Below are 14397 nucleotides of genomic sequence, written 5' to 3' on the forward strand. Positions count from 1 at the left end.
TGTCGCTTGGCTGAAGCCTTGACCGAAAGACCGAGAAGCGCACATATTACGCTCGTAATTTTACCTGCGAGCTACGTTTATCCAGCCCGATTCCCATTCAATCCAGGAGCAAATACATGAGCAGCTATGACGTCGTGATTCTGGGCGGAGGCCCCGGTGGTTACAACGCAGCAATCCGCGCCGGCCAGTTGGGCCTCAAAGCCGCTTGCGTCGAAGGCCGCGCCACCCTGGGCGGTACCTGCCTGAACGTCGGATGCATGCCGTCCAAGGCGCTGTTGCATGCTTCCGAACTGTACGATGCAGCCATGGGCGCGGAATTTGCCAACCTGGGGATCGAGGTCAAACCCACGCTCAACCTTGCGCAAATGATGAAACAGAAGGATGAAAGCGTGACCGGGCTGACCAAGGGCATCGAGTTCCTGTTTCGCAAAAACAAGGTCGACTGGCTCAAGGGGTGGGGGCATATCGACGGCCCGGGCAAAGTCAAGGTAACGGATAGCCAGGGTGGTAAAACCGAGCTGAGCGCCAAGGACATCATCATTGCCACGGGTTCGGAACCCACTCCCCTGCCCGGCGTAGAGATCGACAACCAACGCATCCTCGATTCCACAGGTGCGCTTTCCTTGTCCGAAGTGCCCAAGCATCTGGTGGTGATTGGCGCCGGGGTCATTGGCCTGGAATTGGGTTCGGTGTGGCGACGCTTGGGCGCACAGGTGACGGTGGTCGAATTTCTCGACCGGATCTGCCCCGGTGTGGACGCTGAAACAGGCAAAACCCTTCAACGCTCATTGAGCAAGCAAGGCATCAGTTTCAAGCTGAGTTCGAAAGTCACCAGCGCCACCACCTCGGCAAAAGGCGTGCAACTCAGCGTTGAACCGGCGGCCGGCGGTACCGCCGAGTTGCTGGAAGCCGATTACGTGCTGGTGGCCATCGGGCGCCGGCCCTACACCCAGGGCCTGGGCCTGGAGAACGTCGGACTCACTACGGATAAACGCGGCATGCTCGCTAATAAGGGCCATCGCACCGAAGTGCCAGGCGTGTGGGTCATTGGTGATGTCACGTCCGGGCCGATGCTCGCACACAAGGCTGAAGATGAAGCCATGGCCTGTGTCGAGCAGATCGTCGGCAAGGCCGGCGAGGTCAATTACGACCTGATTCCCAACGTCATTTACACCCGACCGGAGCTGGCCAGCGTCGGCAAGACCGAAGAGCAACTCAAGGCTGAAGGCCGCGCGTACAAGGTCGGCAAATTCCCGTTCACCGCCAACAGCCGGGCGAAGATCAACCACGAGACCGAAGGCTTCGCCAAAGTGCTGGCCGACGAGCGCACCGATGAAATTCTCGGTGTGCACCTGGTGGGCCCGAGTGTCAGCGAAATGATTGGCGAATATTGCGTGGCCATGGAATTCAGCGCCTCCGCGGAAGACATTGCGCTGACTTGTCACCCTCATCCGACGCGTTCCGAGGCGTTGCGTCAGGCGGCGATGAATGTGGAGGGGATGGCTACGCAGATGTAAGGTTGGAGATGTGTCGGGGCCGGTCGACCGCCTTCGCGAGCAAGCCCGCTCCCACATTAGATCTGCTGTGAGCACGTTATTTGTGAACACCACCGATCTAATGTGGGAGCGGGCTTGCTCGCGATGGGGGCAACTCGGTCTAAAGCGGCAAATGCTCCAAAGGCAACGCCCCCGGCGTTTTCACCGTGTGAATCGCAAAGTTGCTGCGGATGTCACTCACGCCCGGCAATTTCAGCAATCGCCCGGTGAGAAAACGGTCGTACGCACGCAGATCCGGCACCACCACCTGCAGCAAAAAATCCGATTCCCCTGACACCAGAAACGCCGAAATCACCTCGGGTAACGCCGTCACGGCCAGACGAAAAGCCTCGGCCTGCTCATCGTTGTGGCGCTCAACCTTGACCCCGACAAACACCGTCAGCCCAAGCCCGACTTCATCGCGATCCAGATTGGCCTGATAGCCGCGAATCACCCCGGCTTCTTCAAGCATTCGTACCCGACGCAAGCAAGGCGATGCAGACAGACCGATCTCGTCCGCCAGTTGCACGTTGCTCAACCGGCCATCCCGTTGCAGGGCTGCGAGAATCTTGCGGTCGTAGGCATCCAGTTTCATCTTTGGCAGATCCTGATGGTTCAGTGGTCATTGAATGGCAGGTTATGCCAACCAAAGACTATTTAGAAGCAAACTACGCAACCACCTGCCCTGCCCTTCAGCCCTAGACTGACCCTACAGAATCGACAACGAATCGGGGGGTGCATCGTGGCAGGACTCTGGCTGTTTTTCATGGCACTGGCGGTGGTTTACCTGTTGCCGGGCCCGGACATGATTCTGCTGCTGCAGACTGGCGCACGCCAAGGCAAAGGCGCGGCGCTGGCGACGGCCGTGGGTTTGGGCATCGCACGGGGCTGTCACGTGTTACTGGCGGCATTGGGGCTGGCGGCACTGTTCAAGGCTGCGCCCTGGACCTTCGATGTGGTGCGCCTGGCGGGAGCCGCGTACCTGTTGTGGATCGGCATTCAATGCTTGCGAACCACTCTGCTGCCGAACCTGAACGGTGCAGAGGCAGCCTGTGGAAAACCACGTTGGCGCGAAGCGATCCGGCGCGGATTACTGACCAACCTGCTTAACCCCAAGGCACTGTTGTTCTGCTCGGTGCTGTTGCCGCAGTTCATCGATCCGCACGCAGGGCCGGTGCTCGCACAATTCGCGACCCTGGGCGTGGTGCTGGTCGGTGTCGGTTTGTTGTTCGACAGCACCTACGCTTTGGCGGGCGCCGCACTTGGCCGCTGGCTGCAACGCAGTCCTTCGGCCCAGCGCTTCCAGCAATGGTTGTTTGGCTGCCTGCTGATTGGCTTCGCAGTGCGACTGACCTTTGTTCAACAGGCCTGATTACTGGCGCGCCTTACGCTTGTGACGATTGATCAACAACAGGGCGACGCCTGTAAACAGCACGATACCGCCTATTTCCAGCCATTTTTTGTAAGGCCGTAGCGTTGCCCGGATCGGACTCAACGCCTGGGTGACGTAACGTTTGTCTGCGTTCTGGAAGTCTGGATAAGGGCATCGCTCGCCGAAGAAAAGCGCCCAATCCACGTAGGGACCTTCTTTGACGTAGCGTTGATAGAAGGCACTTTTCTGCTCCTGATCAGTGTTCCACCCTGTCGCCGCACACAGCACAGCCGCAAAGGCCTGACTGGTATGAGGCAAGTGATCGGCGGCGCGACTGGCCAATGCATTGGCGACATAACGATAGTGGTAACGCTGATCGGGTTGCGCCGCGCTGGCCTGCTGACGCTTGACCTCCTCTTCAGCCACTAGTGGGCCGACCTTGAGTTCGGAGCTTTCAAGACTGTAGTTGCCACCGAAGGTGGCGTAATCCGGTGACATCTCGTAGCCCAACAGCTCCATTCCATCGAAACGGGCCAGTGTGGCGGCGTGGAAGTAAGCGAACGCCCGTTTGGTCGGCCACCATTTCGATTCGGCGTCGTGGCGCAATTCTGCGTACCACTTGGCCTTGGCTTGCAGTTCGGCGTTGTCGAAATACACAGGCGCTGCTTCGTAACGCTCTTCACGCAACAACCGTCGCCCGAGCAAATTGCGCAACTTCGCCGCCACCGGCAACGGCACATAGTTATCCCGATCCTGCTGAGTCAGCGACGGCGGTGCCGGCACCTGAGTGTCGACGTATTGCTTGAGCTCATCGACGGTCAGCACACGCTCGGCGACGGTTGCGGCGTCAAACCAGTAAATATCGTTGCTGCGATAAAGCTGATCGAACGCCTGCAGATAATCCCCGCGTTGCAACGCCAGGATTGCACTTTCGCCTTCGACCCGGCACTTGGGCTGAAGCGATTCGAAGTCCCAGTCCGGGGTTCGCCGCTCACCCCAGGATTCATTCTGGGGAAAGGCCTGGGCCGCTTTGGCGTACGCCGCGGCGGCGGCGGTTTTATCGCCCTCGCGCATCGCCAGTTTCGCCCGCAGCCACCACGCCAGGCCACCGTCGCCAGCGTGTTCGAGGAAAGCCTTGGCGCTGGCGTAGTCGCCCTGTTGATAATTCATCGCTGCCAGTCGATCGGCGTTATCCAGACTGCCGCGGGTGCTGGCCTGCAGCAACTTGATCAGTTTTTGTTCGGTGGGTGGTTGATCACCAAATGACCAACCCAATCGGCTGATCAGGGACGCCGTGACCAGTTGCTGCACGGGTTTCCCCTTCAGCAATACAGCCAGTTGCTCGTCAGGCATCGCCGCCAGATCCGCCACCAACAGTTTCAGCGAGGTGTAACCCACCGCTGAACCGTGGAGGTTTTGCGTGGCATAAAGCTCAATGGCACGGTTCCAATCGCCCGCCGTACGCGTCACGCGCGCTTCTTCGCCGAGGCTGGCGACGCCCAGTTCCAGCGGGTCGCTGAAACCGTCAATGCTCAGCTGCCGAGTCTGCTCGAAGGCTTTGCGCGATTGCGCCAGCAGGTCAGGCGTTGCGCCCGCTTCAGCGCTCATGGCAAACAAAGCGCGGCCCCGCGAATACGCGGCCCAGGTACTGCGCAGCGCGCGTTGATCCGCCGGCAGCGCCAGCACTTTCTGGAAGTACTCGGCGGCCAATCCATGGTCACCCGCGTTGAACGCCACGGCGCCCGCCAGATAGAGCACGAGTTCCGTCGGCAGAGTAGCGCCCTGTGCTTCAACCTGATGAGCATCGGTCAAACTGCGCAACTGTGTTACCTGCGCTTGCTGCTCCACGGTCAAACCGGCCTGCTCGGCCTTGTCCCGCTGCTCGGCGTAGTCGGACGCGTCCATGCTGCTGTAGACGACTTCGGTGACGTTCTTCAGACCCGCAATCGCATGCCCGAGACGATTGATCTCGAACTGGAAGTTGCCTTCCGGCAGCTCCGCCAGCGACTGCCCCCGGTTGTCGAGCAGGCGCATGGGGAAATCCGGCCCGCAGGCCAATGCCGAACCCAGGGGCAAGCTGAGGCTCAGGCAGAGCAAATGGCGGGGCCAGTTACGGGTGAACATTCGAACCTCCTTGATCAATGTGTGTGCAACGCGCCCAACCGATGGCGCGCTGCCCGCCGGCCGGTATTCGTCCGTCGCGCAGGCGGGTGAAGGTAAGCAGATCCGGGTTCCGTTGCAACGCATAACCGGCCAGGGCATCGGCGCCATCACAGCCCCGCACCGCGAGCGTCAGACGCTCGGGCCAGACGCTGTCGAGGTTGCCTTGATTGCTGATGCTGACGTCATAGAGGCCATCCTGCGCCGAGAGTTTCAGCGTCAGGCGACTGTCGAGTGTGTCACCGCGGGCTACGGCGCCCAAGGTCGTCAGGCTCCAGGCCCGGCGATCATTGGCCAGGGGCAAGCGAAACCAGATCAGGCCGGCCAGATGTGCCGGCGGATCGTGGCGTAATTCAGTGGCCAGCGTGCGAAGTTGCTGTGGATCGGCCAGCAACTCCCGACGCTCGCCGCCGCGTTCAACCGGTACTTCGCTCTCCACCAGCGGTGCACCGCCGGTCTGCGGCAACAGCGCCACGCCATAAGCCGGCAGCGCCAGATAAAAAGGTTTCGAAGTGATGCGGCTCCAGGCCTTCGCCCATTTTTGCGCCTGATCCGGGTCAAACAAGCCCCGGCGCGGATCGCTCACCGCATGCACCTGCAACACGCTGCTATCGACTGTGGATAACAACGCCGGCAGTTCAGGGCTGTCGAGCCAGGCGGGTAATGCCGTAATACTGAGCGGCATGGAGGCGGGAAGAATCGCACGCAAAGCCGTGAGAAATTTCCGATAGGCCGGTAGCCGGACGCTGCCGGCATCGTGGTCGATTTCCACACCGGCGAGGATCAGCCCCTGCGCTTGCCAATCACCAAGCACCTGCTGGATCTGCGCGGCGACTTCGTCCTGGTCCAGCGACTTGAGCTGGCCATCGAGACGAATCACCGCGATCAGCGGCCGGCCATCCTGTTTGAGCAACGCCGCGTCGATTCTCGCCCGGCTCCAACCCGCCCGGGGAAAAGCCTGCAAGGCCAGCACTCGTAGCGTGGAAAAGTCCGCGCGGCTGTCTTTGAGTGCAGCTTCGTGGGCCGGCGTCCATTGCCGTTGCCAGACGTAGAGTTGCTGATCAAGCGGCGGCGCGTCCTGTCGTTCACAACCGGCAAGCAGCGCCACCATCACTAGAAAGCCCGACAGGCGAGCGAGAAAAACCATAAAGCATCCTTTGTCGCTGCTGAAGGCAGCGTCCGTCAGATGCTACAGGTCGAGCACCAAAGGCTGCGAGCCTTGTGCCGGAATCGCACAACAAATCAGGACGCTTCCTTCGTCCGGAACCTCCGCTGGCGGCTGTGGATAATTCACTTGGCCGCTGACCAGGCGAGTCTTGCAGGTCCCGCAGGAACCGCCGCGGCAACTGAATTCCGGACGCAAGCCGCGGCTTTCCGCCAACTCCAGCAAACTGCCGCCATCGGGTTGCCAGCGAGCTTCTTTGGCCGAGCGCTGGAACACCACCGGCACCGAGGTGGTTGCGGCGGGCGGTTGCTCGATGACCACCGCGTCGGGGTCTGGCTGGCGACGCAAGGTCGACGGGCCGAAGGTCTCGGCGTGAATCCTGCTGTCACGGATGTCCAGTCCTCGAAGGCTGTCGTACAGCCCTTGGGTAAAACTGCCCGGGCCGCAGAGGACAAAGTCCAGCTGATCGTAGTCCTCCACTTCGAGCATGGACTGGAGTAAAGCCGTGTCGATCCGTCCCGTCATATCAAAGTCTTCGCCCTCGTGAGCATCGGCCTCCGGCTGACTGAGCAGACGCAGCACCCGCACCGCCTCACCTGCACTCTCGAGCAAGCGATCCAGCTCGGGACGAAACGGTTGATCGGCCAGCGTGCGTGAACTCTGGAAAAACCATGTAGGCCGAATGTGCCGGGTGCGCAGGCCTTGATACACCACCTCCCGCACCATCGACAGCAACGGTGTAATACCTACACCGGCGGCCAGCAACACCAACGGCCGACGTTCATGGGTTGCCACCGTGAAGTGCCCCTGCGGCGCGCGGGCTTCCAGCAGATCACCGACTCGCACCTGCTCATGCAGGTGCGAAGACACCAGCCCTTCACGTTTCACGCTGATGCGGAAGAAGTCGTCGGACGGCGCGCTCGACAGGCTGTAAGTGCGGATATGCACCTCACCGCCAATGTTGAATCGCAGTGGCAAATGCTGCCCCGCCTGAAACACCGGCAACCCCGCGCCATCGGCAGGTTCCAGATAGATCGAGCGGATGTTGTGGCTTTCCGCTTCGATCCGCACCACTCGCAGCGGCCGCCAACGATCACCCAGCGCCTGGGCTTGCAGACGGGCCTCGACCTGCTCCCACGTTCCGGTCATCAAACTGTTGGGTGATACGCCGTCGAAGCGCCAACGCAAAGCCAACGCTGCTGGCCGACGCACCACCTGCTCCACCTCGAATGTCCAGAGACGCTCTGCGCCCTGGAAAGCTTCGACCTGCGGGCCTTCAAGGATGACATCGGCGCGACCGCTGAGGTGTAGCAGGTCGCCCGAGTTGAAATCGATAAACAGCAAGCCCGCCCGGGGATTGACCAGCAAGTTGCCCAGGGTATTGAAGAACAGGTTGCCGGCGAAGTCCGGGATGGTCAGGCGATTGCCTTCCACCCGTACGAAACCGGACTGGCCGCCACGGTGTGAAACGTCCACTGAACGCTGGCCATCAATATCCACATAACTCGCGACGAAGAAGGTGTCGGCGGCGGTGATCACGGCTTTGGCCGCGTCATCCAGGCCGTTCAGGTGTTGAGCAATGCGCGTCGCCGGATCCGCCAGCGGCACCGAGCGAAACTGCCGCAATTGAATGTATTGCGGGCAGTTGCCGAAGGACTGTTCGACCGTTACAGCAAACCCCTTTGCCGTTACGGCACCGACGCGACCATTGAGGCGGTTGCGCCGCCGGGTATGCAGTTCTATCCCCAACAGACCGATCGCCGCGCCATCGACCAACTGCGCAGGATCATCCGCCCCCGGCAGGCTGTTGAACAGCAACGCATCCGGCTCGGGCGAGTGAGCGAAACCCGGTGGCCCTTCAAGAATGCTGGCCCAAGGGTTGCCGTCGGCGTCCACTGCGCCGTACAGCATGAACGGCAGTTGCTCATAGAACGTGCGGTGCTGGTCCGGCATCTCGGTGCGAACCACCCTACGACCCAACGTCTCCATTCGCTCGGCAACACCGACGTGTGCCTGCAACTGTTTCTCGCCAACGTGCCAAGGTGAACGGTCCATAACGGCTTCTCCTCTGCGCGACAGGCGCAGTGTGGACGGCCCGACGATGTCGGGCCGCAGCATCAGGCAGTTTTTTGCAGGCCGACGACGGTGCGCGGCATACCGACAAAACCAGGCAAGGCTTCGATACGCGTCAGCCAGGCTCGTACGTTGGCGTAGTCTTCGAGCGACACATTGCCTTCGGGCGCATGGGCGATGTAGCTGTAGGCCGCGACGTCGGCGATGGTCGGTTCGGTGCCAACCAGATAAGGCGAAGCAGCCAGCTCCTGATCGATCTGTTTGAGCCAGATGTGAGAGTAAGCAATCACCTCTTCAGCGTTATAAGCCGCACCAAATACAGTGATCAGTCTTGCCCTGGCCGGACCAAAGGCAATCGGGCCGGCAGCCACAGACAACCATCGTTGAACCTTCGCCGCGCCAACCGGGTCGGCTGGCAGCCAGCGACCGTTGCCATATTTTTGCGCCAGGTAAACCAGAATCGCATTGGAATCAGCCAGCACCACGCCTTGGTCGTCGATGGCAGGAACCTGTCCGAACGGGTTGATTGCCAGGTACTCCGGCTGTTTGTGCGCACCTTTGGCCAGATCGACCAGGATAAGCTCGGTCGGCAGTTGCAGCAGGGACAACATCAGTTCCACACGGTGCGCATGGCCGGAACGCGGGAAGTTATAAAGTTTGATCGCTTGCATGGTCGACTCCACTGGGTGGTAGCGCCGTTCGGGAGATCAGCGCGATGGAAGTCATCTTCCACCCACAATCAAAACGACAGAATAGTCAGCAAACGCAATCAATTATTTCAGCCTGAGCAATAAATACTCAGCCGTTCAAGGCCGGGTGTTCCCTCAGCGCTTTCGCCGCGTAGTCGACAAAACTTCGAATCCGCGCCGGGGCATTGCGTCCGCCCTGATACACCACATGAATGGGCAATGGCGGCAATTCAAAGTCCTCCAGCACAATTTCCAGCTCGCCCGATGCTAATTTGCTCGAGACTTGATAAGACAGGACACGGGTGAACCCTAACCCCAGGCACGCAGCGTTGACGGCCGCTTGATTCGCCGTCACCACCAGGCGTGGCTCCGGCCGAACACTGAATGACTCGCCTGCAACCAGAAATGGCCAGCTTCTCTGCTGGCCGATAGCCGACGTTGCAACGATCGGTGCGTGCGCCAGATCTTGCGGATGTACAGGCCTGCCGTTTGCCGCCAGAAACCGCGGAGAACCACAGATCACCCGCCGTACTTCTCCGATACGAATGGCGTGCTGATTGCTGTCGGGTAACTCACCAATGCGCACGGCAACATCAATCCCCTCCTCTACCATGCTCATCACTCGGTCAACCAGCACCGCATTGATGCAGACTTCAGGGAACTGCGTCAGGTAATCCACCATCACTGGGGTGACGAACATTTCGCCAAACAATACTGGCGCCGTAACAGTTAGTTGCCCGCGGGGCTCGGCGTGGCTGCCCGCTGCCGAATCCTCCGCTTCCTGCACCTCGGCGAGAATCCTCCTGCAATCTTCGAGATACCGCTGGCCTGCCTCGCTCAGGTACACGCTGCGCGTGGTGCGGGTCAGCAACAGCGTGCCGATGCGTTTTTCCAGCGCCGCCACTGCACGGGTGACACTGGCCGCCGACATGCCCAAACGCCGCGCCGCCGCCGAAAAGCCTTGTTCCTGGGCAACGGCTGCGAAGACCTGCATTTCCTGAAATCGGTCCACCGGGCATGTCCTCCATTCAAAAAAAGAGCAACCGTCAGGCTCAAATTTGAGCGCGACGTCGAAAACGACCTAGTCTGACATGACCGGGAGACAGAGAGGTCTTGGTCATGGCGAAGGACAAGAAGCGGGCACGAAAGCCACAAATGGCTGACAGTCCGAAAATGAGCAACAAAGACTACCTGAAAGCGCTGCGCGAACTGCACGTCGAAACCGTCAAGTTGCAGGAATGGGTGCGACACAAGGGCATCAAGGTGTGCGTCGTTTTTGAAGGGCGCGACGGTGCTGGCAAGGGCGGGACCATCAAGGCGTTGACCGAGCGGGTGAGCCCGCGGGTCTTCCGGGTGATTGCACTCAGTGCGCCGACAGAACGCGAGAAAAGTCAGATGTATGTGCAGCGCTACCTGCCGCATCTGCCGGCGGCTGGCGAAGTGGTGATCTTCGATCGCAGTTGGTACAACCGTGCGGGCGTGGAGCGGGTGATGGGGTTCTGCACCCAGGAACAAGTGGATAGCTTCCTGAAGGCCATCCCTCTAGTCGAGCGCGCGATCGTCGATTCAGGTGTCATTCTGATCAAGTACTGGCTGGAAGTGAGTCCGGAGGAGCAGACACGACGCCTTCAGGCTCGCATCAAGGACGGACGCAAAATCTGGAAGCTCACCGGCATGGATCTCAAGTCCTACAGCCGCTGGTATGACTATTCGCGCGCACGTGACGACATGTTCAAGATGACCGACACCGAACATGCCCCGTGGTTAGTGGCCAACTCGAATGACAAGCGACGGGCTCGCCTGAACATCATCACCGACCTGCTCAGTCGCATTCCTTACAAGGAAGTTCCGAGGGAAGCCGTGAAGTTGCCCAAACGGCAGAAACCGGGCAGTTATAAAGAACCGAATTATCCACTGCGGTTGATCGCGGAAAAATTCTGAGCTGAATGTAAAAGGGGCAAGGTCCTGTCCATGACAGCGACCTCGCCCCTTGTATGCACACAATAAAGGCTAACACACGCTTCCCGTAGATTCGGGTCCTTCAAGGCCACCAGAATCCCAGCAAAAAAAATAATCCACAACACAGAACGCTGTTTTCCCGCTCGCGCCAGCCCGGCCTTAAACAATAAAGCACGACACAGCTCGAACCTGGCAGGGACGTCGATTGGCCCTGCTTAATAACCCTTCAAAATACTTCATCTCGCAGCTTTAGGCTGAATGAGCGGCGACATAGTCGGCTGGTGTCCATCACAACCCTCGAATAGAGAACATTAACTTAAACCTGCGGATTAGCCACTTTACCGCACAATAAAGTGATGCGAAAATTGACCACAAAACTTAAATGACAGCAACTATAAACCTCCACTCATTCGAATAGCGGAAAAATGCATTACATCCCTAGAGTATTCCCGGACGAGCTATATATTTCTATATTTAACCGTTTACGTCATTTATTCGGTGATATGAGCACGCCAAAAGGTAGATCCAAGCCAAAACACCGCGTGGATAACTCCCGCACTTTAAAACAACTGCACGCTGAATTAAAGCTAGACAGCGAAGTACTAATTGAAGACTTCAATTGGGGACATACTTTTGATCCGCTTCTCCATTACCCACATAGCAACAGTGTATCTCGCAGTTCCGGATTCACAAAATATTCTAGCGTAATGTGCCCAGACTGTATTCGAGATGATATAAAACTTCATGGGGTTGCCTACGTCCACAGGTCGCACAATTTCCCAAAAATCAACTTTTGCCACATACATTCGACTCAGTTACAACACTCTTGCAGTAGCTGCAGTCGCAGCCACTTGCTACATACGACATCCGAGTATTATGAATGCAGTAACTCTCCATTACACGAATTAAGCATAAAACCAACTGCCCCACCGATAGAGCTGGAGCACGCTAAGTTTATTCACGATTTATTAAATAGCAAGAAGACTTCGATCAAGGCAGGATCCATTACTCAGGCCATACTCAATCGAGCTATTGAACTCGGGCTAAATCAAGGAATTGCTCTTGATATAAACGCAGTTGCAGTTCACGCTGAGGCTGTATTGAGCGGCACTTCACTTACCCTTGTAGTCCCTTCACGCAGAATACTTTCGAATGGTGTCACATTAGAATACTACTTCCTAATCATATTTGTACTATTCAAAGATGCCTCCCGTTTCTTGGAATACGTCAACACATGCCAAAGCAAGGGCTTTACCAGTCAAGCATATTCTGAATTAAAAGAAAAAAGGACCAGACTCAACAACATACTTATGCACTGCACATACAACGACATCCAAGAACTTTTCAGTGACCATTTTGAACTTATAAAATGGCTCAAAAAAAATGACCCTTGCCAAACTAGTCGTAAGCTTAAAAAATACAACCTCACCTCTAAACCGCGTACAAGTGATGAAAATGTAGCAGGCGAAATTCTCAAATTGGCAAAAGAAATATATTCCTGTGAAGGAATGCCAATTAGGGTTACAGCAAAGCGGATTACGGAGGGATTAAAATCACGTAAATCCCTGCCAACTAAAAAATTGCAGGGCCGCCCCAAATTAGCGCAGGCGTTAAAAAATACTGTTGAGTCTACGCATCATTATTACATCAGATTGATACTCTGGGCTGCATCTAACCTTGGCATACATGAACGGAAAATAAATCAGCTAAAGGCATTAACAGGTATTCCGACTGCGCGATTACAACCTGTTGTCGAATATTTTGGGTGGCTGATAGGCGGATGCCTCGTTACCAGTCTTCCACGTAACATCAGCGAACTCTCAGTCCCTGTAACTTGGTCACTACCCAACACAAGTAGTTCGCCGCCACCGGGAGACTTGATACTCGGCATCACAAAGTAGTAACAAATGGACTCTCAACGGCTAACTGATGGTGATTGTAGCTAGCTATGAGACACCCATTACATTAATACGGAGAGTTAAGCGACCTCATTTCACGAGGAAGTCGAGACCGAAACAGTCGGCCATTCGACTACATGCAAGCATATACAACTCCAAATGCAACCAGACGCAAATGGATAAGTACCTTCACCTATTGACCGGATGATCCTTCACCGCGTTTTGGCGGCAACCCGCAAGGCAACCAACGGGTTCAAACTCAGGTCCATTAGATAAGGCTATGTCCAAAAAACGGTTACGCCTATCGGATCGCTTTGCCAATACAGCCTGAGCCTCGGCCCGGCAGCGCGAAATTATGGACAATACCATTCGGTTAGTCCTCTTAAGCGACAACATCGGTTCGATACTACGTTTTTCCGGGCCTAACAACAGCTTCACCCGATCAGCGGATGCGACCGGCTGTAGGAACGAGCAGTGGTCGCCAGAGAGTCGCTGTATGCTAATAGCTTGATCTCGGCCCCTAGGTTGGAGATAGCAGATGAAGATTATCGGAAAGGTTGAAGTCGAAGCCATCACAGATGTCGTCTGCGATATCTGCCTGCTCTCCACCCGAGTTACAGGCGGTGGACTTCAGTTCGCTACCCTTCAAGCTCACTGGGGGTATGACACAAGGCATGATGGTGAGCGCTATGAGCTGCACCTGTGCGAAAGCTGCTTTTTTCAGACACTTAGCAACATCAAGCGGGAACGGCAGACCCAGAACCTCTTCAATGATGATAACGGGGCGTATGCCGGCGACGATTTCGGTTTGGTGGCTAAGGATGATTTTTTCGGCGACTTCCGCAACTGAAATTGAACGTTGAACCAACCTTAGCTAACGGTTTCTATGCGGTGAGTACGGTATGACGCGAACCGACAGCTCGGGCGCTGACTTGTGGAAAGTTTCGACCTTGCCAACCTTCAACTCACCAGCGGGGAAGAGGACATCCGCCCTGCAATCACTTGGTAAGGTGATTTCTTGAATAGAGATAATGGTAATGACCAGCACGAGGTAAAAGGTAGTCCAAAACTCACCAGGCATGGGACATCTCTAGGCCTAGAAGAGCTGATAGCTGTGGTTACCTCGCGCTACCCAGCGAAGCCTTACTGCATAGTAAGAAATTGGACGCTCTTCTGTGCGGACCTCACGCCCGAGGAGCTTGTAACAGTCGAGAGAGCCGGCCACCTCCCTCTCTATCTGTATGCCTTCGAAGTCATCTTAGATAGCAAAGGCCGCTTCCAACCGGGCTATTGGGTACGCTCCAGTATGTGTGTGCAGTTTCTGGAGGGATTCCTATTTGAGACACGAAACACAGTGTATGTACTTGTTGGAGAGGGTGTTGAGCAGAAGGCGTCATTGAAAACTATCTTTTCTTTCCTTTGAGAGGAGCCGAGCTATCGACCATGCAATTTGAACGAGCCCCATGAAAGACAGGACACCGTTTCCCCCTTACGATAAGGGATAGGCAAACGGTTATGTTTATGACTAATAGCAACGATAAGAGTG

Annotated in this window: 12 protein-coding genes; 6 read left to right on the top strand and 6 right to left on the bottom strand. The window is 56.9% G+C overall.

Going from position 1 to position 14397, the window contains the following annotated elements; all coding sequences use genetic code 11:
* Positions 1-116 precede the first annotated feature (116 nt).
* Complete coding sequence (lpdA, locus tag FBY04_RS30235) at positions 117-1517, top strand: dihydrolipoyl dehydrogenase (protein WP_145319135.1); 1401 nt, start codon at positions 117-119, stop codon at positions 1515-1517.
* Positions 1518-1656: 139 nt separating this feature from the next.
* On the opposite strand, the gene FBY04_RS30240 is transcribed toward lpdA, so the two are convergent.
* Positions 1657-2130 carry an Lrp/AsnC family transcriptional regulator gene (locus tag FBY04_RS30240; RefSeq protein WP_038980472.1) on the bottom strand — a complete coding sequence of 158 codons (474 nt, stop codon included), beginning with the start codon at positions 2128-2130 and terminating at the stop codon, positions 1657-1659.
* A 147-nt stretch (positions 2131-2277) separates the two neighbouring features.
* Between FBY04_RS30240 and FBY04_RS30245 the strand changes: the two genes are divergently transcribed.
* Complete coding sequence (locus tag FBY04_RS30245; RefSeq protein ID WP_145319138.1) at positions 2278-2907, top strand: LysE family translocator; 630 nt, start codon at positions 2278-2280, stop codon at positions 2905-2907.
* Here the strand turns inward: FBY04_RS30245 and FBY04_RS30250 are convergent, their stop codons facing one another.
* The 5 genes from FBY04_RS30250 to FBY04_RS30270 form a co-directional block, all read right to left on the bottom strand.
* A complete protein-coding gene (locus tag FBY04_RS30250) occupies positions 2908-5031 on the bottom strand; it encodes a hypothetical protein (protein ID WP_145319141.1) in 2124 nt (707 codons plus the stop codon).
* Positions 5018-6214 (bottom strand): DUF3142 domain-containing protein, encoded by a 1197-nt coding sequence (locus tag FBY04_RS30255; protein ID WP_145319144.1) that lies wholly within the window; start codon positions 6212-6214, stop codon positions 5018-5020. The genes FBY04_RS30250 and FBY04_RS30255 overlap by 14 nt, the downstream gene beginning before the upstream one ends.
* 42 nt (positions 6215-6256) lie before the next feature.
* Positions 6257-8287, bottom strand: a complete 2031-nt coding sequence (locus tag FBY04_RS30260) for a pyridoxamine 5'-phosphate oxidase family protein (RefSeq protein WP_145319148.1) — start codon at positions 8285-8287, stop codon at positions 6257-6259.
* A gap of 62 nt (positions 8288-8349) precedes the next feature.
* Positions 8350-8976, bottom strand: a complete 627-nt coding sequence (locus FBY04_RS30265; protein WP_084317656.1) for a glutathione S-transferase family protein — start codon at positions 8974-8976, stop codon at positions 8350-8352.
* Positions 8977-9103: 127 nt separating this feature from the next.
* Positions 9104-10006 carry a LysR family transcriptional regulator gene (locus FBY04_RS30270; protein WP_084317655.1) on the bottom strand — a complete coding sequence of 301 codons (903 nt, stop codon included), beginning with the start codon at positions 10004-10006 and terminating at the stop codon, positions 9104-9106.
* A 107-nt stretch (positions 10007-10113) separates the two neighbouring features.
* On the opposite strand from FBY04_RS30270, the gene ppk2 reads away from it, so the two are divergent.
* The 4 genes from ppk2 (at position 10114) to FBY04_RS33395 (ending at position 14274) form a co-directional block, all read left to right on the top strand.
* A complete protein-coding gene (gene ppk2 / locus FBY04_RS30275; RefSeq protein ID WP_084317654.1) occupies positions 10114-10935 on the top strand; it encodes a polyphosphate kinase 2 in 822 nt (273 codons plus the stop codon).
* Between the two features lie 443 nt (positions 10936-11378).
* Complete coding sequence (locus tag FBY04_RS30280) at positions 11379-12854, top strand: TniQ family protein (RefSeq protein WP_145319151.1); 1476 nt, start codon at positions 11379-11381, stop codon at positions 12852-12854.
* A 535-nt stretch (positions 12855-13389) separates the two neighbouring features.
* A complete protein-coding gene (locus tag FBY04_RS30290; RefSeq protein ID WP_145319154.1) occupies positions 13390-13701 on the top strand; it encodes a hypothetical protein in 312 nt (103 codons plus the stop codon).
* A 168-nt stretch (positions 13702-13869) separates the two neighbouring features.
* Positions 13870-14274, top strand: a complete 405-nt coding sequence (locus FBY04_RS33395; protein ID WP_145319157.1) for a hypothetical protein — start codon at positions 13870-13872, stop codon at positions 14272-14274.
* Positions 14275-14397 lie beyond the last annotated feature (123 nt).

Source organism: Pseudomonas sp. SJZ080, assembly GCF_007828295.1.
In the GTDB taxonomy this organism is placed as follows: Bacteria; Pseudomonadota; Gammaproteobacteria; order Pseudomonadales; family Pseudomonadaceae; genus Aquipseudomonas; species Aquipseudomonas migulae_A.